This is a genomic window from Brevibacillus choshinensis (genome assembly GCF_001420695.1).
GTDB lineage: Bacteria > Bacillota > Bacilli > Brevibacillales > Brevibacillaceae > Brevibacillus > Brevibacillus choshinensis.
Map to the genome: position 1 here is coordinate 610131 of NZ_LJJB01000010.1, position 25226 is coordinate 635356.

Annotated in this window: 24 protein-coding genes and 1 pseudogene; 12 read left to right on the plus strand and 13 right to left on the minus strand. The window is 45.6% G+C overall.

Annotated elements, in window-relative coordinates; genetic code table 11:
• The coding region (locus AN963_RS13220) for a transposase (RefSeq protein ID WP_152985658.1) at window positions 1–340 on the plus strand (340 nt) is incomplete at its 5' end.
• Window positions 341–1020: 680 nt separating this feature from the next.
• Complete coding sequence (locus tag AN963_RS13225; RefSeq protein WP_236708029.1) at window positions 1021–1779, plus strand: NlpC/P60 family protein; 759 nt, start codon at window positions 1021–1023, stop codon at window positions 1777–1779.
• Window positions 1780–2112: 333 nt separating this feature from the next.
• Here the strand turns inward: AN963_RS13225 and AN963_RS32555 are convergent, their stop codons facing one another.
• Window positions 2113–2205, minus strand: coding sequence for a hypothetical protein (locus AN963_RS32555; RefSeq protein WP_152985694.1), 93 nt, complete (start codon window positions 2203–2205; stop codon window positions 2113–2115).
• Window positions 2206–2407: 202 nt separating this feature from the next.
• Here AN963_RS32555 and AN963_RS31705 point away from each other — a divergent pair.
• A pseudogene (locus AN963_RS31705) lies at window positions 2408–3163 on the plus strand (COG4705 family protein); the annotation flags it as partial.
• A gap of 1190 nt (window positions 3164–4353) precedes the next feature.
• Here AN963_RS31705 and AN963_RS13235 read toward each other — a convergent pair.
• The gene (locus AN963_RS13235) at window positions 4354–5103 is read right to left on the minus strand and encodes an endonuclease/exonuclease/phosphatase family protein (RefSeq protein ID WP_055745048.1); all 750 of its coding nucleotides are present in this window, start codon (window positions 5101–5103) and stop codon (window positions 4354–4356) included.
• Between the two features lie 17 nt (window positions 5104–5120).
• Window positions 5121–6833 (minus strand): sigma 54-interacting transcriptional regulator, encoded by a 1713-nt coding sequence (locus AN963_RS13240; RefSeq protein WP_055745049.1) that lies wholly within the window; start codon window positions 6831–6833, stop codon window positions 5121–5123.
• A 218-nt stretch (window positions 6834–7051) separates the two neighbouring features.
• On the opposite strand from AN963_RS13240, the gene AN963_RS13245 reads away from it, so the two are divergent.
• The 3 genes from AN963_RS13245 to AN963_RS13255 all read left to right on the plus strand — a co-directional run bounded on the left by AN963_RS13245 (window position 7052) and on the right by AN963_RS13255 (window position 10538).
• Entirely contained in the window at window positions 7052–8572 is a 1521-nt protein-coding gene (locus tag AN963_RS13245; RefSeq protein ID WP_236707978.1) for an alpha/beta hydrolase, read from the plus strand.
• A 171-nt stretch (window positions 8573–8743) separates the two neighbouring features.
• On the plus strand, window positions 8744–9325 hold the full coding sequence (locus AN963_RS13250) for a TetR/AcrR family transcriptional regulator (RefSeq protein WP_055745050.1): 582 nt from the start codon (window positions 8744–8746) through the stop codon (window positions 9323–9325).
• 25 nt (window positions 9326–9350) lie between these two features.
• Window positions 9351–10538, plus strand: a complete 1188-nt coding sequence (locus tag AN963_RS13255; protein ID WP_055745051.1) for an MFS transporter — start codon at window positions 9351–9353, stop codon at window positions 10536–10538.
• 106 nt (window positions 10539–10644) lie between these two features.
• Here the strand turns inward: AN963_RS13255 and AN963_RS13260 are convergent, their stop codons facing one another.
• The 3 genes from AN963_RS13260 to AN963_RS13270 form a co-directional block, all read right to left on the minus strand.
• On the minus strand, window positions 10645–11271 hold the full coding sequence (locus tag AN963_RS13260; protein WP_236707979.1) for a FusB/FusC family EF-G-binding protein: 627 nt from the start codon (window positions 11269–11271) through the stop codon (window positions 10645–10647).
• 129 nt (window positions 11272–11400) lie between these two features.
• Window positions 11401–12633 carry a hypothetical protein gene (locus tag AN963_RS13265; RefSeq protein ID WP_055745053.1) on the minus strand — a complete coding sequence of 411 codons (1233 nt, stop codon included), beginning with the start codon at window positions 12631–12633 and terminating at the stop codon, window positions 11401–11403.
• Between the two features lie 73 nt (window positions 12634–12706).
• Window positions 12707–13648, minus strand: coding sequence for a helix-turn-helix transcriptional regulator (locus AN963_RS13270; protein WP_055745054.1), 942 nt, complete (start codon window positions 13646–13648; stop codon window positions 12707–12709).
• Between the two features lie 92 nt (window positions 13649–13740).
• On the opposite strand from AN963_RS13270, the gene AN963_RS13275 reads away from it, so the two are divergent.
• Window positions 13741–14556: an alpha/beta fold hydrolase gene (locus AN963_RS13275; protein ID WP_055745055.1), complete on the plus strand. Its 816-nt coding sequence runs from the start codon at window positions 13741–13743 to the stop codon at window positions 14554–14556.
• A gap of 56 nt (window positions 14557–14612) precedes the next feature.
• On the opposite strand, the gene AN963_RS13280 is transcribed toward AN963_RS13275, so the two are convergent.
• Together AN963_RS13280 and AN963_RS13285 are read right to left on the minus strand one after the other, a co-directional pair.
• Window positions 14613–14876, minus strand: a complete 264-nt coding sequence (locus AN963_RS13280) for a CD3324 family protein (RefSeq protein WP_055745056.1) — start codon at window positions 14874–14876, stop codon at window positions 14613–14615.
• A 427-nt stretch (window positions 14877–15303) separates the two neighbouring features.
• Window positions 15304–16197, minus strand: coding sequence for a fumarylacetoacetate hydrolase family protein (locus tag AN963_RS13285; protein ID WP_055745057.1), 894 nt, complete (start codon window positions 16195–16197; stop codon window positions 15304–15306).
• Window positions 16198–16417: 220 nt separating this feature from the next.
• Here AN963_RS13285 and AN963_RS13290 point away from each other — a divergent pair, with 220 nt between their 5' ends.
• The gene (locus AN963_RS13290) at window positions 16418–17554 is read left to right on the plus strand and encodes an N-acetylmuramoyl-L-alanine amidase (RefSeq protein ID WP_055745058.1); all 1137 of its coding nucleotides are present in this window, start codon (window positions 16418–16420) and stop codon (window positions 17552–17554) included.
• A gap of 70 nt (window positions 17555–17624) precedes the next feature.
• Here the strand turns inward: AN963_RS13290 and AN963_RS13295 are convergent, their stop codons facing one another.
• The 4 genes from AN963_RS13295 to AN963_RS31180 all read right to left on the minus strand — a co-directional run bounded on the left by AN963_RS13295 (window position 17625) and on the right by AN963_RS31180 (window position 20311).
• Complete coding sequence (locus AN963_RS13295; RefSeq protein ID WP_055745059.1) at window positions 17625–18683, minus strand: copper amine oxidase N-terminal domain-containing protein; 1059 nt, start codon at window positions 18681–18683, stop codon at window positions 17625–17627.
• A gap of 160 nt (window positions 18684–18843) precedes the next feature.
• Window positions 18844–19323, minus strand: coding sequence for a YbaK/EbsC family protein (locus tag AN963_RS13300; protein ID WP_055745060.1), 480 nt, complete (start codon window positions 19321–19323; stop codon window positions 18844–18846).
• 35 nt (window positions 19324–19358) lie between these two features.
• A complete protein-coding gene (locus AN963_RS13305; protein ID WP_055745061.1) occupies window positions 19359–19916 on the minus strand; it encodes a helix-turn-helix domain-containing protein in 558 nt (185 codons plus the stop codon).
• Between the two features lie 221 nt (window positions 19917–20137).
• Entirely contained in the window at window positions 20138–20311 is a 174-nt protein-coding gene (locus AN963_RS31180) for a hypothetical protein (RefSeq protein ID WP_161827280.1), read from the minus strand.
• Between the two features lie 157 nt (window positions 20312–20468).
• Between AN963_RS31180 and AN963_RS13310 the strand changes: the two genes are divergently transcribed.
• From AN963_RS13310 to AN963_RS30330, 4 genes are all read left to right on the plus strand, one after another.
• Window positions 20469–20969: a PCYCGC motif-containing (lipo)protein gene (locus AN963_RS13310; protein WP_055745062.1), complete on the plus strand. Its 501-nt coding sequence runs from the start codon at window positions 20469–20471 to the stop codon at window positions 20967–20969.
• A gap of 311 nt (window positions 20970–21280) precedes the next feature.
• On the plus strand, window positions 21281–22309 hold the full coding sequence (locus tag AN963_RS13315) for a multicopper oxidase domain-containing protein (protein WP_330218835.1): 1029 nt from the start codon (window positions 21281–21283) through the stop codon (window positions 22307–22309).
• A gap of 15 nt (window positions 22310–22324) precedes the next feature.
• Window positions 22325–23524 carry a ZIP family metal transporter gene (locus AN963_RS13320; protein WP_055745063.1) on the plus strand — a complete coding sequence of 400 codons (1200 nt, stop codon included), beginning with the start codon at window positions 22325–22327 and terminating at the stop codon, window positions 23522–23524.
• A 12-nt stretch (window positions 23525–23536) separates the two neighbouring features.
• Complete coding sequence (locus AN963_RS30330) at window positions 23537–23707, plus strand: twin-arginine translocase TatA/TatE family subunit (RefSeq protein ID WP_083496931.1); 171 nt, start codon at window positions 23537–23539, stop codon at window positions 23705–23707.
• A 143-nt stretch (window positions 23708–23850) separates the two neighbouring features.
• Here the strand turns inward: AN963_RS30330 and AN963_RS13325 are convergent, their stop codons facing one another.
• Window positions 23851–25041, minus strand: a complete 1191-nt coding sequence (locus AN963_RS13325; protein ID WP_055745064.1) for an acyl-CoA dehydrogenase family protein — start codon at window positions 25039–25041, stop codon at window positions 23851–23853.
• Between the last annotated feature and the right edge of the window lie 185 nt (window positions 25042–25226).

Genomic DNA, 25226 nt, shown 5'->3' on the forward strand with positions numbered 1-25226 from the left:
AACGATTATCTCTGAAATTGGTGAGATAGAGCGGTTTAATCACCCTAAAAAACTTGTTGCCTTTGCCGGAATCGATCCCAGCGTGCATTCTTCTGGCAAGTTCACTGCAACAATTAATCGAATCACGAAAAGAGGTTCCAGCAGGCTGCGACATGCCTTATATATGGCTGTCCTATGCGGTATCAGGAGTTCACGCAATAAGAAACTAAAAGAGTTTTATGACAGAAAACGCGATGAAGGAAAGCCATTTAAAGTCACGGTCGTTGCTTGTGCGAACAAACTGATCCACTGGATTTTTACCCTCTTAAAGCGTAAAGAAACTTTCCTTGATCTTGCTTAATACCAATAAGCAACAATAGAGATAAATCCTTCCATCATTGCGACGGATGGTTATTTGCCATGCTCAATTTCAGTATAACAATTAAACATAAACACGTTTAATGAAAAATGTTGACATCCTATTAGCTGGTTTATTTGAATAGCTGAATGCCAGTCTAATTCTTTATTAATCGGTCTAAAACTTTATTATCTCTGCACAACAGGTTCACTCTGTGGTAGGTCCAATTATTGCTAAATACAAGAAAAAGGGGCTAACCACCCGTTTCCTCAAGAAACCGTTTTTCATATCTTGAAAATGGAACATTTATACTACTGTTCCATTTCACCCTACCCGTGTCCCTTCTGTGAGGAAGGGACTTATTTCTTTTCTATGAAGTAAGTAGTTAACCCATTTCCGCTATTCGAGTTTCATTACATTACTTCTCTACGAATGCTGTTCATATGAGTGAATGGAGGATGATGATGTCTCTCAAATCGACAAGGATAAAACTACTGTTATTCCAAAGGGACTATTTCACAAAACGCAGAAGAGTCTTCAATAATATTCACCTTATCCGTGTTAATGGGATAAATTATCTGGCTTTAAGAAGTCTATTGGAAATCATCGAGTACGACTTTTTTAGGGTTCATCAGCAGTCGTTCGTTGTGACTGACGGATCGGAACTCGTAACGATTCCTAAAATGGGAATATTTGCAAAACGCGAGGGTGTCTCATTCCGTATTGATCACCTCCTAGTAGTCAAAAATGAACGTTTTGTTAGTCTTCGTTCAATAAGTCGTCTATTTAATGTAGACGCAAAATTTTGTTTAACAAAGAAACGCGTAGTCATTCGCCAGCCAGGTCGTTTTTTTGTTACACTTCGTGGTGATACGCTCCAAAGTATCTCAAGATTATTGAACACAACTGTCAAAAAACTTCTAGCAGTGAATACTACGCTGAGGGAACCGATAGCATCAGGAATAAAAGTAATCATCCCTACGGTTGGTTTTCGATCACTTCCACGAAAGAGAACCACGAAAACGAATAAAACTCTAACAATCAAACAGCAAACAGAATTAGCTGGCCCCATAATTTCCTTAGGAAGATCCTTACTAGGGACCAAGTACAAATTCGGAGCGCGTCCCTATCCCATTAGCAGAAGATTTGATTGTTCATCTTATATCCAGTATATCTTCAAACAAAATGGTATCCATCTACCTAGGACCAGTAGAGCTCAAGCAAGCAGTGGTAGATCAATACAACAGAGAAATGTTGAACCTGGTGATCTCATCTTTTTTAGGCGCAATCGTTACTCAGACAATCGGATTGGTCACGTTGGAATTGATATTGGAAATGGCAGAATGTTGAACACCTACAAATCACCACCCGGAGTAACAATTACTAGATGGAGAAGTCCGCTTTGGCTGAAAAGGTATGTTAAGGCAAGAGAAATAATATAGGCAACCGATATGTTTGAGTGGAATTTCGTCAAGGACCTTTCCCCTGTTTGGACGCCAGATTAGGTGGCGTCCCATTTTTCGATTGTATAATTGTCTCTACTTAACATAATTGAGCTTGTGTTAAATACGTTCGTTTCCCAATAATCCTGCCCAATAGCATAACGAGGCTGCCGGATCATATCTCCAGCAGCCTCTGATGTTTTTGTTAAGCTATCGAACCCATTAGTTTAGTTGAGTTATCAGAACATTCCCATTTCATTTGTTGCTGTAAAGCCTATTGATTCATACAAAGGACTAACCTCATCACTTGTCACACGTCTGAATAATCAGATATTATTTTCTGAAAACCAAATCCAATGTTGCATTTGTCAATCTTCTGGCTATGCCTTGCCTTCTGAATTGTAGTTTCACATATACATCGGCAATAAACCCATGGCGACGGAGTTTAAGCTAGTACGTAGATTTTTTTGTGTAATTGTTGATAGTTTTTTCATGTTATTTTCATCCTACTATATTACTGTTATTTTAATCTCACTATAACGTGTTTGAAAAACAGATTTCTTTTATAGATTGAGGGAGAAATAAAAATCAAGTTGTGGGAAACCACTGCTAAAAAAGGAGATTATGTATGGAAGCGAACCAAAACAAATTGAAAATATTACTTAGCAAGGTACCTGAAGTTACTATTTTCTTCTGGATAATTAAGGTTTTATGCACGACTGTCGGTGAAACATTTGCCGATTTCCTAAATTTCAGTCTCGGATATGGTTTAACTCTCACTACAATAATCATGGGAATAGCGTTTTTCATTGTATTGTATTTTCAATTCAGAACAACTAATTATGTTCCAGGGATATATTGGCTAACGGTTGTGCTTATTAGCGTATTTGGGACGTTGGTAACTGATAATTTGACAGACAATGTCGGAATACCACTTGAGACTAGTACAACAGTTTTCTCCGTGCTACTAGGATTAACTTTTCTTTTTTGGTATCTTAGTGAAAAAACACTCTCGATACACTCGATTCATACAAGAAAAAGAGAAGTTTTCTATTGGCTTACCATCCTTTTCACATTTGCACTTGGAACCGCAGTCGGCGATTTATATTCCGAACAACTCGGTCTTGGCTATCTTTACACAGGAATGACAGTCGTTATTATAATAGCTTGCGTATTCTTGGCATGGAAATTTTTGAAACTTGATGGGATATTAGCGTTTTGGGTTGCGTATATTCTTACTCGTCCACTCGGAGCATCATTAGGAGATTACTTATCTCAATCAAAAATTAATGGCGGGTTAGGCTTGGGGACAACAGTTACTAGTGTAATTTTTCTTATAGCTATTTTAGCGATAATCATTTTTCTTGCTGTTACAAAAATTGATACAACAGCAAAAAGTGAAACAGTAGAAACAAACCAAGCAAATGGAAGCAAGAAAAATATTTTGACGCAAACCGTTGTGGTCCTGTGTATTTTCTTAGTTGTTGGTTTAGGCGGTTATGTTAGGTTAAGCAATAGTATAGCAACGCAAACTGATTCTCCACAAGCTACATTAGCTGGACAATTAACAGTTTTTGTTAAAATCGAAAGTGATATGCTAAAATATGTAAACGCAAATGACTTTGCTTCAGCGGAAAAAGGTGCTGACGATTTAGAACACCAATGGGATACATTGGAGCCAAAGTTCAGAAAAATAGATGGCACAACATGGACCCAAATTGATGCAACTATTGACGCTGTATTAGCAGCAGTTCGTTCAGGAAACCCTGATGGCAGCCAGTGCAAATCTGCAATTAACGATTCGCTTAGTATCTTAAACGGAGCAAATAAATTAGCATCGCAAACCGATTCTCCACAGGCTACATTAGCTGGACAATTAACAGATTTTGTTAAAATAGAAAGCGATATGCTAAACTATGTAAACGCAAATGACTTTGCTTCGGCGAAAAAAGGCGCTGACAATTTGGAACATCAATGGGACACATCTGAGCCTAAGCTTAGGAGAATAGATGGTAATACATGGACCCAAATTGATGGAACGATTGACGTTGTATTAGCAGCAGTTCGTTCAGGAAATCCTGATGCAGGCCAGTGCAAATCTGCAATTAACGATTCGCTTAGTATCTTAAACGGAGCAAATAAATTAGCATCGCAAACCGATTCTCCACAAAATAAATTAGCTGCACAATTAACGGATTTTGTTAAAATCGAAAGTGATATGCTAAACTATGTAAACGCAAATGAATTTGCTTCGGCGAAAAAAGGCGCTGACAATTTGGAACATCAATGGGACACATCTGAGCCTAAGCTTAGGAAAATAGATGGTAATACATGGACCCAAATTGATGGAACGATTGACGTTGTATTAGCAGCAGTTCGTTCAGGAAATCCTGATGCAGGCCAGTGCAAATCTGCAATTAACGATTCGCTTAGTATCTTAAACGGAGCAAATAAATGAGAATGAAAAACGGTCGGCTGAAAACAGGCGACCGTTTTCTCTTGATTATGTCAAATATCTGACTTCGCAAAACTGCCCTTTAGCGTAATGATCCTGCTAGTCTAAAACTTTATTTTTCAATCTAGTACTTTATTATCTAGTCTAAAATTTATTATCTCTGAACACTTAATCCCAATCACCACCGGCACATGATCACTCCACTCCCGCCACTCCTCATATGCCCCCACACGCACTGACTCCAGACGATCCATCCAAGCAACAGGCAGGAAGCCATAATCAATGTGGTACCCTTTCTCCCTATGATGATGAAAGTAGTACGTAGGAATAGACTCTAATCCGTGCTGCTCCTGAAAGAACCAGTGATAGGCACTCTCCATCCCATGCTCCCTCAGCATGTGGACGACGGCAGTATGATTTCCTACTCGGGGAAGGCTGTCCCAGATAGCGTTGCTGTTGAGGTCACCCACCACGAGGCAGGTCTCTTCCTTTAAAATCGACTGGTATTCTTGGAGAGCCAAAAACAATTGCCCGACGTAGCTCTGCTTCCTGTCCTTATGGTCTTTGGTCCAGACAGCCAGCATGGTAAACGACTCTGGGCCCGTCACCCGGATAGGAACGATCCAGTGGAAACGGTCGTCGTAGGCAGGATGGACGGTTAACGGATGCTCGGAAGAACTAAACACCCCAAGTCCTTTATGGGGATTGTCCCCAACCCATAGCGAGTACGCGAACAAAGATTCATGGCTCCCAGCCAGCTTTTCTAGCGATTCACATTCGGAAATAACCGCGACCTTGGGACAAAAGGGCACAAGCTTTCCCACCTTTTTACGAAAGGCCTGCCTGCAGTTCCATGCGACGATGTTCATGAGAGATCTCTCCTCGCTTAGGTAACATCCATCCCGAACTTCTCCAGCTTCCGATAAAGGCTCGCCCGATGTATCCCCAACAAGCTCGCCGCCTTTACTTTGTTCCCTTCCGCTTTCTGCAACGCCATGGTGAGCACCTTTTTCTCTGTCTTCGCCAGCTCCGCGTCTAAATCGAGCGTCACACTTTCTCCATTCACGACGACTTTTCTCTCCTGCAAGTATGTCGGCAAATGCTCCAGCTCCAGATTCCCGTAGTCCGCCAGTTGAATGGCTCTCTCCAAAACATTATGCAGCTCCCTGACATTGCCCGGCCAGCTGTGGGAGAGAAACACATCTTCGACTCGTGGACTTAGTCCATTGACAGACGTGTACAGCTCACGATTCAGTTTTTGGATGAGATGCTGGGCCATGGAAAGGATGGAGCCGGTCTGGACACGCAGCGGCGGGATATTGATCGTGAAGACATTCAGTCGGTAATACAGATCTTCTCTGAACTTGCCTTCCTCCATCAGCTTTTCCAAAGGTCGATGGGTAGCGGCAATCACCCGAATATCGACCTGTGTCGGACGCGTGGCTCCGATCCTCTCCACTTCTTTTTCCTGCAGCACCCGCAGCATTTTCACTTGCATATCGAGCGGCATGTCACCGATTTCATCTAGAAAAAGAGTTCCACCATGTGCCAGCTCGACTTTGCCTGGCTTGCCGCCCTTTCTCGCCCCGGTAAACGCCCCGTCCTCGTATCCAAACAGCTCCGCTTCCATGAGATCTTTGGGGATCGCTGCGCAATTGACTCGGATAAAAGGACCTTCCGCACGCGCACTGACTCCGTGGATGGCCTGAGCAAACAATTCTTTACCTGTTCCGCTCTCTCCCAGAATCAGGATAGAGGATCGCGAGGATGCTACTTTTTTCGCCAGATGGATCGTCTCTTTCAACAAGTGGTGATCGGCAAAAATGGAATCAAAGGAGTAACGGGTCCCGACCACACGCTTCAGTTCTTGTCGGTAGTAATCCAGCTTTCGCTCCATGATGTTGTACCGCTCTACCATATTTCGCAGCTCACGAAGGTCATTAAAAATGACTTTTCCCATCGCTCCAATGACCTTGTCATCCTCGCGCATCGGCATGCGGCTCACGATGATATCGCGGTTTCCCACTCGCATCAGGTGACCGAGCTCTGCCTTTCCCGTTTCCATGACTTGAGGCATCCGCGTGTTTTCGATAACTTCAGTGATTGGTTTGCCAATTGCCTCTTCCATCGTTGTTTCCAGAAAATCGCAGTATGCCTGATTGATCATCGTCACGATTCCATTCCGATCGCACATCACGATGCCATCATATAGTTGTTCGACCAGTTCCCGAAACTGATGAAGCTCCCGTTCCTGCTCGGATATTTTCTGCGTCGCAGCCTCGTAGGACGTGATGTCCTGAAATACGGATATCGCCCCAATGATCTTGCCTTCCTCTACATAAGGAATTCGGTCAACGAGCAACATCTTGTCACCGAAGCGAATCTCTACTCGCAGGCTCGCTTTTCCATCCCTGATCACCTGCATGATGTCCGCGCCCGGCGTAATTCTGGAGACATGATGCTGTTTGACTTCCAACAGCCTAAGGCCCAGCAGATGACACCCGACTTGATTGACATGAAGAATGATGCCCTCCCGATCAATAATCATCATGCCCATCTGCAAAGAATCGAGAAAGTGAAGGAATTTGGGGGATAGCATGGCAGTGCCTCCTTTTGTGGCCCTTTTATAAGTGTATGTGTATATCTAGCTGTCGCAGAATCGAATCATGTCGCAAAAGAGAAACGCACTTTATGTCGCATTTACGCGACGTTTATTAGAATTTTTCGCATAATTCCTACACTTCTACATTCGGTACGATACTTGCTTTTCCTAGCAGATAGATGAAATCGCTTCCAAAATCAAGGAGGAACTTACTGATGAGAAATTGGACGTCACTTTCGATGGCAGCACTCTTGCTTTCCACGCTCGCCGTCACGTCTATCCCTGTTACCCAAGTGCACGCAGCCTACTCTCCCGTCATCCCGGGTGCGCACAGCGTTACCGTAACCAAATTCGACGGATCGACTGGTGGGCTCACCACGAAAAACCCTGGGCAATACGCATCCGCGACTCAATTTGGGAACATCGGACTGGCTCCCAGCGTCTGGGGCTCCAAAGACGATCAGACCGGATGGTATCGCATGTACCAGCCTGCCGAAGTAGCTGGAATACAAGTCAATGGCATGTTTGAAGATGCGAAGTTCGTCATCCGCGTCCCTGCCGACTGGAATGGGAAACTGGTGGTTGCAGGCATCCCGGCCACACGTAATGAGACTTCTACCGATTTGCTGTTCAGCGACTACGTATTGGAAAAAGGGTTTGCTTTCGCTGCCATCGACAAAGGGACGCAGGGCGAAATCGACCCAAACGATCCCTTTGCCAAATCCAAAGATGCACTCGTTTCCGAGGATGATTCCATCAGCGAGTGGAACCTCCGCTACCGTCAGGTGACCAAAGCGGCTCAAGCTTACTTGGCCAGCAACTATTCTGACCAGCTGATTGCTAGCAAAGACAAGAAAAATCCAGCCAGCAAGCTGGTATCCAAAAATCACCCTGTTCCTACCTATGCGATGGGGATCTCCAATGGAGGATACGTTGTCCGCTATGCGCTGGAAAACGACGACCCCAAAAAGACGAAAGAACCCAAGCTCTACGATGGCGGCGTAGATTGGGAAGGCGTCATGTGGCGCGCCAAGGAGGCCAATCTGATCTCGTCTTTGACCCCAGTCGTTAACCATGCAAAGCAAGCAGTCTTTGGTTCGGGTGCGGAAAAAGAAAAAGCTGCAGAGGCTCTATATGATGCAGGTGTCCCGAAAGGCTCGGAAAAATTGTGGGCGTATCATGATCAAGTCTACTGGTTCATTAGCCTGAATCTTTATCGGGATGAGTTTGATCCCAAAGCCCCCCAACGACTCGACTGGCGCGACTACTTGAATTTTGATGAAAAGGGCCTTCGCGACCGCAGCAACGACGATGCGTTTGCGGATTACGATTATTTCAAAAGACCTGGCAGCGTGAAAAATAACGTCGCCGCCATCGAAAATACTGGAAACATTAACGTCCCACTCATCACTGTCGCTGGTTCCTGGGATACCCTCATCTTCCCGGATGTGCATGCAAAAGGGTACGCGGAGCTTGTGAAGAAAGCAGGAAAAGGAGATTTGCACCGCCTCTACATGGTGGAAAAAGGCAACCACGTGGACAGCCTCGTATGGAGCAAGTCGGATGCGGATCATGAGCTGCAGCCACTTCTTCCATACGTTCATCAGAGCTTTGACATGCTAATCAAATGGGTGGAGGAAAACGACAAAGCTCCCGAGAGCAAAGAGATCCCAACTCCTAAAGACAATACCAAGGTAATCGATATTGAGTCGGGGGAAGAAATTCAGCCTTACTAGAGAAGAGCATCCGATAGAGAACAAGACCGAGCTTTGCTGTCATCAGCGCTCGGTCTTTTTTTCGCTATCAATAAACCCATTTCGCTGTCTCGGCATTGCTATAATTTATTTCATTTGATACAATAACTGACGAACGTTCGTTAACTAAATGGCAACTTTGAGGTGATCTTATTGAAATTCGATGATATTAAGGCCGCTGGTCTCAAATATTTCACGCTTCATGGTTATGAGGGAGCATCCCTTGCTCAAATAGCTGATGAAGTCGGGATGAAAAAGCAATCGCTTTACGCTCACTTTAAAGGCAAGGATGATCTTTTTTTGCAGGTCTTGCGCGATGCGAAAGAGGTTGAGCTATCTTCCAAGCTTCACTATTTCAGCAACAACGGCTCGCAAAATCCCGAGAAGGATTTATACGGATTTCTGCAACTGATGATTGATCTGTTCCAAAAAAATGTGCAATTAAAGTTTTGGCTGCGCATGTCTTTTTTTCCGCCGGCTCACCTTGCAAAAGCGGTTGAATTCGAAGTGATCGATATCGAGGATAAGATACAGGTGGTGCTGGAAAGGAAGTTTCAGGACTGGATCGATGCAGGAGCCATCTTTGGGGATTCGGCAAAAACGACGACCCTCGCCTTCTTGGGTATCGTGGATTCTCTTACGCTCGAGCTTGTGTACGGCAATGATGAGAAACGACTAAAAGATAAACTGGAAGCCTCTTGGACGGTATATTGGAGGGGAATTTCTCATCATTGATTCTTGAAAATAATGAGGTATAGATATGAAGAAGACAATGAAAGATCAAAAAATGGTATTGATTATACTTTTAAGCAACATCTTCATCGCGTTTCTAGGCATCGGACTCGTCATCCCCGTCATGCCGTCTTTTATGAATCTCATGCATTTGACTGGACAAACGATGGGCTATCTGGTAGCCGTATTTGCGATGGCTCAGCTGATTATGTCACCGTTCACAGGACGTTGGGTCGACCGTTACGGCAGAAAGAAAATGATCATCATCGGCTTATTCCTTTTTGCTGTTTCGGAGCTGATTTTCGGTTTGGGCACGAATGTATCAGTACTTTATATCGCACGGGTTTTGGGGGGAATTAGCGCAGCCTTCATCATGCCGGGCGTTACTGCCTATATTGCGGATGTTACATCCGATGAGGAACGGCCGCAAGCGATGGGGTATATGTCCGCTGCCATTAGCACCGGCTTTATTATAGGGCCTGGCATCGGCGGCTTTCTAGCAGAATACGGTATACGCATGCCCTTCCTTTTTGCGGCTGCCATTGCCTTTGTTGCATGTGTTTCATCGATTTTCGTTTTAAAAGAGCCGCTGACAAAGACACAGCTTGCAGAAATTGCTGCGAATGCAAAGCAAGCCAACTTTATCAGCGATTTTAAAAGATCGCTTCAGCCTCTTTACTTCATTGCCTTTATCATTGTGTTTGTGCTCGCTTTCGGTTTATCGGCCTATGAAACGGTATTCAGCCTGTTTTCCGACCATAAATTCGGCTTCACGCCCAAGGACATTGCCGTCATTATTACGATCAGCTCCATCTTCGGAGTGATTGTGCAAATTTTTCTGTTTGGAAAAATGGTGGACAGACTCGGGGAAAAGAAGCTGATCCAAATCTGTTTGATTGCAGGTGCGATATTGGCTGCAGTCTCCACTATGATCTCCGGTTTCTGGACCGTACTGACAGTAACGTGCTTCATCTTCCTCGCCTTTGACTTGCTTCGTCCGGCACTGACGACATTTTTATCCAGAGCTGCCGGGATCGAGCAAGGGTTCGTTGCCGGAATGAACTCAACCTATACGAGCTTGGGCAATATCGTGGGACCAGCGTTGGGCGGGATCTTATTTGATGTAAACATCAACTTTCCGTATCTTTTCTCTGCTGTCATTATTGTCATAGGACTCGGTATTACAATCTTTTGGAAAGAAAAACAATTGGGATAACATCTACAACTGTCACTTAGGATATAAATAAAACCCTGATTTTCTTCTTAGCAGAAAATCAGGGTTTCTTTGAAGCATGGACAATATCGAACAAGAGAGGCTATTCTCATTGTGTCATCATCACGACAAAGTCATCCAGCTTATCCAGCGTAATGATGTTTTGATTACAAGTCTGGCTGTTTTGGCAAATGTAGTTTCCGCGTTTGAGATATGCTCCGTCACCTGAGCTTTTGATTTCCGAAATAAACATGCCTACCTCTTCAAACTGGTTGCACAAGGCGCACATTCCTTTTTGATTCATGAGGGTAAACGCACCTTGAAAGCCGACCAGCTTTCCTTGGTATTCGGCAATCAGGTATTTTTTTTGCGTCCCGTCATCCTGCCAGCTAACGTAGGAATGCTCTTGCAGGTTCAAGTCTTTGACAGACGGGACTTTCAGCTTTTTCGCTTTCGGAAAAAGCTTTTTGAGTGTCTGATCGGTCACTACCGGAAACGGGACCACATACGGTTGCAGCTGAGTCAGATATCGCTTCACATCGGCATTTTCAGCGATGTCCACAATCGGATGAAGCAATTGCTGCTGCTCCTCGTTCATCGCAGGAAACAGGCGTGCTACATTTTCTTTGGCGATATCTTTTCGCGCCCGGTGAACACTCGCATCACTGCTGGCAGACAGTCCATTCAGCAAGATTTTCGTTTGTGCTTTTATATAGTTGTATTGATAGCTTTTCATAAAGGGATTCATCATTCTCACTCCATTACCCGCCATGCGTGTTAGTCTCTACTCTTACAGACTAAACGTTTTGGTGGTTGGTTCAAATGGAGAAGATGATTCGGAAATGATCTTGGCATACGAGGGCAACTACTTCACCGGTCTCGAATAGATTTGTCTTCCCTCATGAGAAAACGCGCCCATTCGTTTCATGCCAGCAAGGGTGTATTCCATCGCAACAGTCTCATTTCTCGGTGGCGTGAGCAGTTTGTGCGGAAAGGGAAATGGCTGTTTATTTGCAATATCCGTAACGATATGGGCATCTGTGTGAAACAGCTTGCCGGTCTGACTCAGCTGCTTCAGTTCCTCTGGTCGATCCAGCTTGTACGGTAGTGTGGTAGTTGCCTTGTCCATCGCACTGATTTTCTGAAAGAAGTAACCATCTTTTGTTTTCGAAACAGCAAGAAACTGACCATCACTCGTCTCCCTAATAAACGCGTACTTTTTGGAAACGAAGGCTCCTTTTTTGTCCATCAGCAAATAAAATTCGTCCTGATCCTTTTTCCCGGATACGATGAATACGCCCGAATGAAAGTTGGATTCCACCTTGTAATTGCGTGAAGGCTTCAATACGACTTTTCCTTCGTGCGTAATGAAGTGAGTCATGCCATTTATTTTGACGCGGTGTAATCCTTCGCTGTACCCCATATATTCATCGAAAAAGGGCTGGCAGGTTACGTTTCCATTCATATCTTTCAAACCAATTTTGTAAGAGATTAGCGCGCCATTCACCACGTGATTTTTCACAAAAGGGTAGTGATGAATATCGTACGCTACTTTACCCGTGTATTGATCGGGGATACTCCACCATTTTTCATCACCGGTAAGTAGTTTGGTGGCTTTGGTGCGAGCATTGTAAAAGTAAGACAGTCCCGCTTCTGGCTGATATAAAAACCATTCGCCATCCATTTGCGTGAAGGAATGGTCGTACGCAGCCGTCTTTTGGATATTCCCTTGCTTGTCGTAAATGATATACTCGCTGAACTTGAACATGTTACCCGTCTTAAAGAAGCCATATCCATTTTTGAGGGGACTGATGTAGCCTGGCCAATACGTGTATTCCTGCGTGCCTATTACTTTTCCAGCGGGGGATACGAGTGCGAAAGAGGGGAACGGTTTACGATAATCATCCCAGTCCTGAGACGATCTCATAAAGGGAACAAAGAATGGTTCGGTCAAACCTGGGGGTACCTGAATCTCCCTTTCTGTCGGGACATCGTCACTTATCGTGGTGCTCGGCTGCTCAGCTTGTACAGCATGTGGAACGAGTAAAAAAGTGAGGCACAAAGCAAGTACAGTTTTGAGGTGTTTCGCAGATTTCATAGGAGTTCCTCTTTCTTTACGATTGAATGATCATGTGTTCTTACCAATAAATACGATTGGTAATACATGACAGTCACATGTACTTCGTCATGAGCTCCGTCAAGTTTCTCCTGATCTCATCCAATAGCTCAGTCGGACTCTTCACCGTCACTTCCTTACCAAGTCCGATAAAGAACTTTGTAAAAAACGGGATGTCACTCTTCGGCAGATAGCCCTCAACCCATCCGGTGCCATCCTGTCGAACATGTAGCGTGGGTACTAGCCAATGCTCAGCCTCGCACGCCTGGACACCTTCTTTTGTCAGTTCGGCGAAAAGGGTTCCACCCACTTGCACTCCTTTCGTATCCGATTCTCGATTCCCCAAATGAATATTCCGTAGATCCATCGGTTGCGAATCCGAATCAACTGCCGCATGGATACGGTCACACCGAAATACACGGATTTCATCACTCTGGTAGCAATACGCAGGGCAGTACCATAGACCGTTTCTTGTATAGATCCCGATCGGTTGGATCTCGCGCTTGGATGGTTTGTCGCGGGATTCGTAGTCGATGAGCAAGACTTTTTGCTGGATGGCCGCTTCGAGCAGGATGGCCAAATGCGGAGAGCTGACTTGTCTGGTAGGGGTCACGAAATCCACCCGGTTTTTCATCTGATCTATCCGATCCCGGATGTCATTTGGCATGTACTGATAAAATTTCCGCAATGCCGAAGAAGCTTCCGTCTCGAAAGGAAGAGACGAGTAGTGACGGAGGGCATGAATCGCAAAAAAGATGGCGACGGCTTCTTCCTCTAAAAAGGCAATCGGCGGCAGTATCCGTTCCTTCAATACCTGGTATCCACCATGTGGCCCCACTTCAGAATACAAGGGGACTCCTAGCTCACTCAGCTCCTGTAAGTCCCGCAAGATCGTACGCTGTGAGACGCCAAACTCTTGTGCGAGCTCCTTGACCGTAAACTTTCGCTTTCGGTTGACGGTCATCATTAGTTCCATCAATCTTTTCGATTTCGGCATGGCTTTTCTCCACTTTTTTAATTATGACATTTCCTGTCACTATTATCTGATACGGTTAAGAGGAAATCCAGTTCGTTAGAGGAGGAATTGTCATGCATCCATCTTTGAATCATCATTTGGGAACGAGAAAGTATTTCCATTCGGGTAATCTAAAGCTCTCCTACCTCGATTTTGGAGGGGATAGCCAAGATGTCTTGCTCCTGTTGCATGGTCATATGAATGATGCGCGGACCTTTTCAACATTTGCTGCTGCTATGCAAGATTATCGTGTGATTGGTCTGGATCAACGAGGTCATGGGTGGAGTGAGCATCCTTCTGACAAGGATTACTCGCGAGAAAGCTACGTGAACGATATTCTTGCTTTCATCCGAGGGGAACTGGGCGGACAACCGGTCACAATCCTGGGACATTCTCTAGGTGGAATAAACGCTTATCAGTTTGCGGCTCGCTACCCTGAGCTGGTCAAGGCAGTGATTGTCGAAGACGTCGGTGTGGAAATTAACGGAGACCTTTCTTTTGCGGGTAAGCTCCCCGCGCGTTCTGCTTCTTTTCAGGAACTGAGAGAATCACTCGTACGCGTAGGGCTGCGAGCCATTGATTATTTTTCGGAAAGCGTGTTTGAGGATGAAAAAGGCTGGGGGTTCCGTACCGATCTAAAAGGAATGCCGTTCTCTCAGCAAAACTGCAATGGGTCGTGGTGGGATGATTGGCTTGCTTCTACTTGCCCGATTCTGCTGATTCATGGAAAGAAAAGCTTTGTCATCGACGTAGCTCAAGCGGAGCTGATGGCATCACGAAGACCCAACACCAAGCGCGAACTGTTTGACGAATGCGGGCATGATATTCATTCCACGGATCCAGAGGGCTATCGCAGGGTCGTTCGGAGCTTTCTTGAAGAAGTACTCTAAACGGGCAAAAAGCACTGTGAGCGTCAACCGCCAACAGTGCTTTTATCTGATTTGCTTCATTTTGTATACACGATTTTTTTGATCGTCTCTACGGAAAGGCAATATTCCATCGCTAGCTGATCAATCGATCTGCCGCATTTAAAGGAAGCTTTAATGGAGCGATTACGGTCATCAATCAGCTTTCTCCCGCCAGAACGCGTCCCCCACTTCTGGTAGGTGGTTTCCGGTTTGGGGATGTAGATGGTCTCGCCTTGCACGTACTTCTGGATCTCTTCGACCAGTCTTTCCGGTAAAATCGCGGTTGCATTCACATATTTCATTTCTGCCAGCCCCTTATTTTGATTGGTCAAATAAGGTCTGCAAAGCCAAAATGAATGGACATGCAATACGCTCATGGGCGATGGTTTATCTGGTTGTCCGCCCCATGCAAAGTATCGCCTCTGTCATTCCAGGCTTTGCATGAGTGGCTGCAGTATCAGGCAAACAAACGTAATTTGCCATCCTTTCACCTCCAGGCTACATAAAAGGAACTACCTTTTTTAGTATTAGGAAACTTGGCTTAACCAAGCATTGGCGCAGGCGAAGCCTTAGTACCCAAAGGGCACAAGTTTCGCTTTCTCACTTCATTCGAAGTCTCGCTATGTTGCGCTTATACTCTCCGATAGTATAAAACAAACCGAATCTTTTTGCATCTTGTTCCTTTTTTCCTATTTCTTTACTAGCTTAGCCCAGCCTTCCGGGAGCTACTTACGCATTCCGAAATGTATTGGTCAACCGACCCAGCTTCTCGATCTCCACCGTGACCACGTCACTGTCCTTCAACCAGACCTGCTGATCGACCGGGTAGCCAGTAATGACTCCCTCTGGTGTTCCCGTCAGGATGATGTCACCAGGATTGAGGGTCATGTGATGGGAGATATAGCTGATGATCTCCGGACACGAGAAGATCATGTCCGAGGTGTTGGAATTTTGGCGCATCTCTCCGTTGACATACGTACGGATCTGGAGTTGGTCTGGATCGCCTACTTCATCTGCGCTAACAAGGTAAGGACCGATTGGGCAAAACTTGTCGCACGACTTGCCCAATAACCACTGCGAGGTCGTAAATTGCAGATCACGAGCGGACACATCATTCGCGTTGCAATAGCCGTAGACGTACGATAAGGCCTCTTCCTTTGAGACGTTGCTCGCCTGCTTGCCGATGACGATCACGAGCTCTGCCTCGTAGTCAACCTTCTCAGAAGTAGCAGGCAGCGGTACGTCTTCCTGATGTCCCGCCAGCGAATTGGTGAACTTGCTAAACAAGACCGGGGTAGCCGGATACGCCATGTTGCACTCATCGGCGTGCTTTTTATAATTCAGCCCGACACAAATGATCTTGGAAGTAGCCGGAACCGTCGGAGCAAGCGTCAGCCCCTCTTCCTGATAAAACAAGCTCTCTTGTTCATAGACAGCATCGGTCAATCTCGCCAAGAGCTGCTTACCCTCAGCACCCCCTGCAATGAGTGCTTCGACGGACATAGGGACATGGCTCCACTCTGCAGGATGCTGCACAGCTGCAGCTCGCACGTCCAGAATGCCTTTCTCTGTCTTAACTCCCAGAGCAATTCCATCTTGCTTGTGAAATGCGACTGTAATCATTGTACTCCTCCTACTTTATCAGACAAATGTTGGAGTTTCTTTCCTTCACATTCGCTATTCATTCATTTGAGTCCTGCTGTGATCAGTTCGATGCTGCCCTTTCCAGTTTCTTCCCCTTTTAGACCTAAACAAAATTCAGGAAAAAATACCCTACTAGAATCAAATCAGGTTTCCTATAATGATCAGCAACACGATAACCACTGACTCATGAGGAGAAGCCATGAAGAAGATTACTCGCAAAGCAGCCATCATCGTCGCCATGCTGCTGTCCACCTCTATCCCCTACTCAGAGCAAGCCCATGCCATTTCAACAGACAATGCTGTCGTATTGGCTACGTCGCTGAACGTGCGTATCGAGCCTGCCCAACAGTCACGCATTGTAGGGTTACTTTCCTATGGCACCATTGTTTCCGTAACCGGTGAGTCGTACGGATGGGCCAAAATTAGCTCGGGCAAGATGTCCGGATGGGTCGCAGGCCATTATTTAAAACAGACGGACAATTCCACAACCATATCGAAGGCTGTCTCCCCTTCCAATAAACAGGGAGGTACCAGCGGAAAATCGATCGGTACCGTTCAAGCGGATGCATTGCGCATGCGAAAAGGGCCAGGATTGGACCAAGGAATTGTTCGAGTACTTCCTATGAATACGTCTGTCGAAATCATTGGGCAGCAAAGTGACTGGTTTCAAATTCGAACATCGTCCGGAGAAACCGGATGGGTGTCTGGCAGTTATATTGGGAAGCAACAAAAGACGGGCTCAATCTCTTCCCCGTCGCAAGCCACTAGCTCCAAATACGCAGGAAAGCCTGGCTTGAAAGGAAAGATCATCGTCATCGATGCTGGGCACGGTGGGAGTGATGTCGGGGCGATCGGAACGAAATTTGGAACACTGGAAAAGACGGCCAACCTGCAAACCGCCTCCAAGCTGGCGGCAAAGCTCCGCCAAAAAGGAGCCGTCGTGGTCATGACGCGGACGGGAGCTGATCAAAATCCAGCCTTGCACGATCGGGTGGAGATCAGTGAAGCAAAGGGTGCCGACGCGTTCATCAGCATCCATTACAATTCCTCGCCGAAAAATGTAAACGGTACGTTAACGTTTTTCTATTCCGATCAAAAAGACAAGCCGTTGGCCCACGCTATTGAAGCTAGGCTCGGTCAAGTGTACGGTACCAAAAGCAACGGCATTTCTTTTGGCGACTACCATGTACTACGAGAAAACGACCAACCATCCGTCCTCCTCGAGCTCGGCTTTTTGACGGATGCCAAGGATGAAGCTCTCGTGAGGACAGCTGATTATCAGCAGCGCTCGACGGATGCGATCGTAAAGGGATTAGCCGATTACTTTGGAGGATGATCCCTCTCCTTTCTTTCAAACAAAAAGAGAGCTTGTTTTCACGCAAGCTCTCTTTTTTGCATTGCGAGATTTATGGTGTTGTCAGTTCGTTGTTTGTTGCCTGCTCCTCTGTAGCCCCGCTGCTCGCGGTCCCTTCTTGCAGACCATCCTCGATAATAATGAGGTCCCCCTGCTGCTGGTAACCGACTTTTGTATTCAACTGTTCGCCGATAAAGCGCAAGGGTAGAAAGACACGACCATTCTTCATGACCGGAGCTGTCTCCAGCTTTACCTTGTTACCGTTCACGTCTGCTTCGCTCGAATCCAGATAAAGCGTGATCTTGGTTTCTCCCCGCACAACTTCTACCGTGCGATTTTCATTGTTCCAGTTGACGTCCGCCTTGAGCGAAGCGCTGATCGCCCGAACAGGGACCAGGGCACGACCTTTTTCGATAAAAGGAAGAACGTCCATCTCTACTTCTGTTCCGTTTACGAATGTCTTGAGGGATTGATCTCCAGCTTTTTCATAGAGTTCGCCCAACTTTTCGTATTGGCTGGTATCCCCTAGCTTGTAAAAGCGATCGAGCAATTCCTTTTGAACTTCCAATGCCTGCGTAAGCTCTGTTTGCTGCTCCAGTTGCGCGGTCAGTTCTTCATATTTGGCTTTCAATTCTTCGGTCATCTCAGTCGCATGCTTTAACTGCTGGCGAAGCTCGATGAGTTCTTTTTTCGTTTTGACAGCCTCTTTGATGGCTTCCTTCTTGTTCAGTTGCTGAGAAGTGGGAGTTGGGCTACCATCCGTACCTGGATTCGGTTGATTAGCGGAATCTTTCTTTTTATCGTTCCCCTTGCCATTTTTGTCTTTTTCTTTGCCTTTGCCATGGCCATCGCCGTCCGATTTATGATTATCGTCGTCATCGTCATGATCATCGTCATCGTCATGATCATCGTCATCGTCATGATCATCGTCATCGTCATCGTCATGATCATCGTCATCGTCGTCGTCGTCGCCATGATCGTTTCTTTCTCCTTTGCCTTCCCTGCCTTTATCTTTTCCTTCTTCTTTCACCGTTTTCTCTGCTTGTACAATTCCCATCGGCACACTTGTCAAGATTGCTAGAACAAGACTGGTTGATAGAAGTCTTTTCACGATGAATCCCTCCATGTTATCCCTTAGTTGAATATGCTTCTAATGGAGGTATCGGAAAAAAGAAAAAATAAATGAATATAAATATTCTCTTATACGATATAAATATCATTCCAAACTCTCTACTAGTGTCGGAAAGGTCCTCATTATACGTTCCAGTATGCTATTTTACAGGCATAACCTGCCCTGCTGTCATCTGAACCAGCTCATCCGGGGTCAATTCAAACACAGCCTTTGGATGTCCGGCTGCAGCCCAAATCGTAGTAAAGGGTAACAGATCCTCGTCCACAATCGTCTCAATCGCCGTCGGATGGCCGAGAGGAGCGACACCGCCAATGACAAAGCCTGTCTGTTCACGCACAAAATCGGCGTCGGCTTTTCCCAGCTCGTCTTGAATCATTGACGAAATGAGCTTTTCATTCACACGGTTCACTCCGCTGGCGACAACGAGTATTGGACGACCCGAATTCATTTGACGAAAAAGGATCGACTTCGCAATTTGGGCGACTTCGCATCCAATCGCATCCGCTGCCTCTTGGGCTGTTCGCGTGCTGTCTGGCAATTCCACTACCTGATTGGCGTATCCCAGATCACGCAACGTATTTTGCACACGCTGTGCACTTTTCTTGAGCATATTTGTCATGATCAATTCCCCCTTTGTCTCAGCTTTTCGCCTCATTAGGCATCCGGGTAATGCATGATGACCTGGATCTTCGCTGCTTGGTCTGAGGGATTCATGTAGCAGTGCGAAACATTACCCGCAAACCGAATGGCCTGTCCTTCCTCCAACGCATATTCCTCACCTTTTAGCTTTATCGTAAAGCTCCCTGTAACCACCGTGATGTACTCCTGCACTCCCTCATTGTGCGGCGACGAACAGTAACTACCACCTGGACCGAGCTCAATCGTAAAAATCTCCATGAGCGTCTGTGGGTCAAAAGGAAACAGCAGGTACACCTTGCATTTCCCGTCGTCCTCCGTAATGTCTGGGAGTTCTTTTCGCGTCACGACCGATACAGCAGCATCCTCGTCTTTTAGCAGAGAGGAAAAGGAAATGTTGAGTCCTGTGGCGATTTTCCACACAGTCGTCACCGTTGGCTGGACATCGCCTCGTTCGATTTGATGCAGCATGCCTTTACTGACCTTCGTCTTGATCGCTACTTTATCCAGGCTGAGCCCGCGCTGCTTGCGAATGCGTTGTAAATTGTGTCCAATTCGAATATGTATGGAATCCACGGAAGAGAAGACACCTCCTTTTTCGTTCATTTTATTATACAAATGACTCTATATAGAATACAACTTCTTGCTCAACAGAATGAAAAGACAGCCTCTCTCCTGCATTGGACCTTAGGTATTCGTTGAAAATTATGTTTTTTATACGAAAATGAATATCCGGAAATAGGCACAGCAAATAAGCTCTCCTATTTCGAGAGAATAATCGAGTAGCTTGGTATTTTTTAAGCAGTTTCGACTTGAAGATTCACGTTATAACCTAAACTTTTGATGCGCTGAACCCAGTAGTCCAAACTCTTTTCTTTCTTCGGAAGGTAATCATGCGGTTTTAACCGTTTCACTTTTTCATCATCAAAGCACTGCACTTCGCAGACGTCGCCAGTTATCTTTAGAGACATCAATTATCACTCCATCAGAGAAACAATGTCTTATCATTATAGACATTCAAATAAATGACATTTTGATGGCTTTGTAGAGTCCTATAAAGACTTCATGTACTATTATAATGTTTAAAAGATTGTTTGATTAAGAATTAAAACAGGGGAAGATGCGAAGTTGAAGTCTTCACGTTCATGGTTAATAGGTGTCATAGCTACTGTTCTGATTACGGGTTGTTCTACACAAACTGCTGAACCAACAATAAATACGAATCACTCGGAAGAACAACACAGCAACATGCCGAGTGATATCCAGGAAACAACAGCTTCCGCAAAAGTACTCCCAACTTTTTTGGATAAAGTAGATCCAAATATTAAAATGATTTATCAAATTGCAGGCTACAGCAATGAATTGCTGCAATGGATTCCCTGCTACTGTGGGTGTGGTGAAGAGGCTGGACACAAACATAATGGTAACTGTTTTATCAAAGAAGTGGAGCAAGATGGTTCTGTTGTTTGGGATGACCACGGAACACGATGTGGAACATGCTTGGAGATCGCTTTTACTTCTGCCAAAATGCTAAAAGAGGGCAAGAGCGTGAAAGAAATCAGGACTTTTATTGATGATACCTATAAAGACGGGTATGGAAAACCTCCCCCAACTCCCATGCCTAGTTAATTGAATTTCTAAGAAGTAATTCCTCATATCACCACTTCTAGGGGTATTTATGGGTGTTATGTTTGTTGTCTCAGGATATCTTTCGTTAATGCTTGCTGTTGTTTAATTGATTAAACTTCCTATTCGAGGATGGGTTTTATTTTTATAAAATAATGGTTTACAAGATAAGCTCGGTGAGCATATCATTAGGTCAAGGTTTTTGCCTAGGGCAAAAAAATGTCCCATAGGAAACATGCTTTTTTTTATTTAAAAAGTTGTATATGGCAAACTTTTATAACTTAGGACAAATTTCTTGAGGAGGGGAAAGTATCGTGTCGAATAAAGTAGATAGACGACAATTATTAAAGATGGGGATGTTCGGCACATTGGGCGCATTAGGGGCTACCGTTCTAGCGCCGTTTGAACGTGTTTTTGGTTCCGGCATGCACACGAGTACGACCACGAGCACAACGCCGAGTACAAAGATGGATCATGTCCGAATGGGACACGGATACGATCCGGGTAACGAGGTTACGGAAGGATTGAAGATGGCACAGAAAGTACTCACTGATTTTGACTATGGCAAGGTGAGTGTTCTACCCAGCGGCCAGACGTTAAGGGAGTTTGAAATCACCTCCACGGAACAAACGGTTGAAGTAGCCAAAGGGATGATGTTTCCTGGATGGGTATATAATGGCCGGATTCCTGGACCAACGATCCGTTGTACAGAGGGTGACAAGATTCGTGTAACATTCAAGAATCTATCCAGTCATCCGCATAACATTCACTTCCACGGGATTCATCCGACCAATATGGATGGATTAGAGCCAGTGCCACCGGGAGAAACCTTTGTGTATGAATTTGATTGCAAACCGTACGGCTTACATGTTTATCACTGCCACGTAATGCCGTTGACTCGCCACATCCATAAAGGAATGTACGGGAATTTCATCGTTGATCCGATAAAGCCGAGGGAAAAGGCGCTAGAACTCAACATGGTGATGAATGGCTTCGATCTGGATTTGGATGGGGAAAACGATATTTATACCGTCAATGGATACGCTTTCGCCTTTCACAATCATCCTATCCAAGTGAAAGCAGGAGAACTGGTCCGGCTCTATCTCAGCAATATGACCGAATTTGACTTGTTGAATTCGTTTCACCTTCACGCAAACTTTTTCCATTACACAGCAAACGGACACGAGTCTAATCCTCGTATTTTCACAGATACCATCTCTCAGATCCAGGGTGAACGAGGAATTCTTGAGATCGTGTTTCCTCAGCCCGGACGTTATATGTTCCATGCTCATCAAAGCGAGTTTTCTGAATTGGGCTGGATGGGATTTTTTGAAGCCAAGTAATGAGGAGGGTAGACGATGAGTCAAAAGGACATGCGAGGAAAAGAAAAGAGAGCTAGCAAATGGTTTTTGACGGCTATCCTGCCGGTTGGGTTATTAGTTATCGCACTTTCTATGTTTTTTACTCTGGGTATCGGGGTGGAACAAGACCCGGCAGCACCCATCGAAAATGTGTCTATAAAACGGGTAGATGTAGTGAGTGACGGTTTCGTTTTAGATGTAGAGAATGTAGGACCTGAAGATGTGACGATTGCGATGGTAATGGTTAATGATGCGATTTGGAATGCTAACTTTCAACCATCCGATACATTGGGACGGTTTGAATCTGGGAAGATCTACATCCCTTATCCGTGGGTATATGGAGAACCTCACAGTATCAAGCTGATGACTGCTAACTCCGTTGCATTCGAAACGGAAGTGCCTGTTGCGCAATTAAGCCCAGTGCCATCTGCAGGATTGTTTGCCAAGTACGCGATTATTGGTTTATATGTCGGAGTTGTTCCGGTCGGATTGGGTCTGCTATGGTATCCTTTCATGAAGAATTTTTCCCGTAGAGGCATTCATGCCATGCTGGCACTCACCATTGGACTGTTGATGTTCCTAGTGGTGGATACGTTTCAAGAAGGGTTGGAAATAGCAGGTGAAGCTGCCTCTGTTTATCAGGGGGTCAGCGTACTGTTTTTAGGTGCATTGCTCAGCTTTTTGGGTCTAATTGCTTTTGATCAATATAACGCGAGAAAGCAACGCGGCAATCATTCAGGTTTACGTACATCATATCTTCTCGCCAGTGGGATTGGACTTCATAACCTTGGTGAAGGTTTGGCGATCGGATCAGCCTTTGCGTTAGGAGAAGGTGCCCTTGGTACCTTTTTAGTGATCGGCTTCACACTCCATAACATTACGGAAGGAATCGGAATTGCTGCCCCTCTCTTGAACGAGAGACCTAAGGCGCCCACTTTCCTGTCCCTTGCTGTGATAGCCGGAGCACCAGCCATAATTGGAACATGGATTGGTGGGTTTGCCTTTTCCCCCATCCTGGCCACATTGTTTTTGGGTATCGGGGCGGGGGCTATTATTCAAGTCATCTACGTCATCACACGTCATTTGCTTAAGGAAAGTCACGAGTCGAAGTTGCCTTCTGTATCTTGGTTGAATGTCACAAGTATGTTTGTGGGTATCGTCATCATGTACGCAACAGCTTTCCTAGTGAAGTTTTAAGGGGGGAAAGGCATGTTATCGAGCATTGGAATACCGGGGTTGATATTGATACTTGTCATTGCGCTTGTTATGTTTGGACCAAGTAAACTTCCGCAAATTGGTCGAGCATTCGGCGATACGATACGGGAATTTAAGAAATCAACGAAAGACGTATTTGAAGATGAGTCACATAGTAAAAAGTGAACCAAGGTAATTCATGTGGGTCCTGTTCTTGCCGAGAGGAGAGAACAAGGGCTCTTTTTGCTTTGTGAGGATCTCGTTTAATCCGACAGTACCTGTTCTACCCACTGGCACGCTACTATTTGGTATGCAGATTGAGTTGATTATTAGGAAAGCAACGAATCCTTTTGATTCAAAGGCAATCCCAGTTCTAGCTTGCCGAACATTTCCCCCAGATGGTCCATGTTAAACGTAATGTGCATGGCCGATGCCTGTACGTCTCTCCAGTAGCGCTGCAACGGGTTCGCCTCAAACATGCTGCCCGCACCACTGGACTCCATCATGGTTTTGACCGCTTGATTACACAGCCTGGCAGTATATCCGTAATTTCGGCGCAAGCGCAACCGTTCATACGTGTCGATTGGCTCCGCTGCTGTCAATCTCGCCAATGATTTTTCAAACAACGCTTGTGCCGCATCCAAAGTAGCAGATACTTCGGCTACTCGGATTTGCTGATGGGTAAAATCAACTACCCGCGCATTTCGTACCGTGGACTTTCCTTTTATCCCATCTCTCCACAGCTCATACGCCCCGAGACTTGCGCCGAGCAGGGCAGAAGCGAGGCTCACGGGAATTACGGCATACAAAGGATACTTGTACAAGGGATTCGTTGACATGCTGCTGCCAGGTCCTTCGCCTTTCTGGCACCATGCCACCATATCAATCGTCCGATGCTCAGGTATAAATACCTGCTCCACTCGCAGATTATTACTCCCTGTCCCTCTCTGTGCGATGGTTTTCCACGTTGGGAGAATCGTAAAATCTCTTTTTGGGATGAGCATCATCATCGCCTTTGGAGCTTCATTGGCATCCTCTGAAACTGCATGGGCAAATATCATTGCCCAGTCGCTATGGTCAATCCCGGATGAGAACCCCCACTCCCCTTCGACTAGATATCCCTCTTCTACACGCGTGACCCGATTGGCAGGAGACCCACCAAAGGAAGAGGCAATACACGCATCTGCATTTTCTCCCCACACCTCTTGCTGAGCTTCTTCGGAATAATAGGCGAGCATCCACGAATGCAAGACCAGCAAACCAAAGCACCAGCCCGTTGATGGATCTGCTTTTGCCAGCTCAGCCGTCGTCCTGTACATCGTATCGATACCCAGCTCCGATCCTCCCCAACGCTTGGGCATAAGTGCTCGGATCAGTCCAGCGTCCTTGAAGGCTAGAATCGTGTCTTTTGGCTGACAGCGGAGTTCTTCCGTAAGCGTAGCTCGGGATTGAATCGTCGGCAGCATTTCCCGGATGAGCTCCATCGCTATTTCCTGTGTTAGTGGTTGAATGCTCTGCATCACTTTTTCCTCCCTGACTTCTGGTCTTATCGCTCATGGTACACCCAGAGGTCGATCGAACTGAAATACTAGGAAGTTATGTCGGTAATAAGCTTTCCTTATGACAAGATCAATTGGCATTACTTGTATGTTATGATAGAGAGGATTATCATTAGTTCTACCAAGCCTAGGATCAGGAGGCCGTC

Excerpts from the sequence above, each read along its gene's own strand:
- AN963_RS13325 (WP_055745064.1), bottom strand. The coding sequence starts at position 25,041 with ATGCAGAGCATTCAACCACTAACACAGGAAATAGCGATGGAGCTCATC.
- AN963_RS31180 (WP_161827280.1), bottom strand. The coding sequence starts at position 20,311 with ATGTCTCTAAAGATAACTGGCGACGTCTGCGAAGTGCAGTGCTTTGAT.
- AN963_RS13255 (WP_055745051.1), top strand. The coding sequence starts at position 9,351 with ATGAAGAAGACAATGAAAGATCAAAAAATGGTATTGATTATACTTTTA.
- AN963_RS13280 (WP_055745056.1), bottom strand. The coding sequence starts at position 14,876 with ATGAAATATGTGAATGCAACCGCGATTTTACCGGAAAGACTGGTCGAA.
- AN963_RS13225 (WP_236708029.1), top strand. The coding sequence starts at position 1,021 with ATGGGAATATTTGCAAAACGCGAGGGTGTCTCATTCCGTATTGATCAC.
- AN963_RS13300 (WP_055745060.1), bottom strand. The coding sequence starts at position 19,323 with ATGACAAATATGCTCAAGAAAAGTGCACAGCGTGTGCAAAATACGTTG.
- AN963_RS13240 (WP_055745049.1), bottom strand. The coding sequence starts at position 6,833 with ATGCTATCCCCCAAATTCCTTCACTTTCTCGATTCTTTGCAGATGGGC.
- AN963_RS13265 (WP_055745053.1), bottom strand. The coding sequence starts at position 12,633 with ATGAAATCTGCGAAACACCTCAAAACTGTACTTGCTTTGTGCCTCACT.
- AN963_RS13235 (WP_055745048.1), bottom strand. The coding sequence starts at position 5,103 with ATGAACATCGTCGCATGGAACTGCAGGCAGGCCTTTCGTAAAAAGGTG.
- AN963_RS13320 (WP_055745063.1), top strand. The coding sequence starts at position 22,325 with ATGAGTCAAAAGGACATGCGAGGAAAAGAAAAGAGAGCTAGCAAATGG.
- AN963_RS30330 (WP_083496931.1), top strand. The coding sequence starts at position 23,537 with ATGTTATCGAGCATTGGAATACCGGGGTTGATATTGATACTTGTCATT.
- AN963_RS13245 (WP_236707978.1), top strand. The coding sequence starts at position 7,052 with ATGAGAAATTGGACGTCACTTTCGATGGCAGCACTCTTGCTTTCCACG.
- AN963_RS13275 (WP_055745055.1), top strand. The coding sequence starts at position 13,741 with ATGCATCCATCTTTGAATCATCATTTGGGAACGAGAAAGTATTTCCAT.
- AN963_RS13270 (WP_055745054.1), bottom strand. The coding sequence starts at position 13,648 with ATGCCGAAATCGAAAAGATTGATGGAACTAATGATGACCGTCAACCGA.
- AN963_RS13285 (WP_055745057.1), bottom strand. The coding sequence starts at position 16,197 with ATGATTACAGTCGCATTTCACAAGCAAGATGGAATTGCTCTGGGAGTT.
- AN963_RS13260 (WP_236707979.1), bottom strand. The coding sequence starts at position 11,271 with ATGAAAAGCTATCAATACAACTATATAAAAGCACAAACGAAAATCTTG.
- AN963_RS13290 (WP_055745058.1), top strand. The coding sequence starts at position 16,418 with ATGAAGAAGATTACTCGCAAAGCAGCCATCATCGTCGCCATGCTGCTG.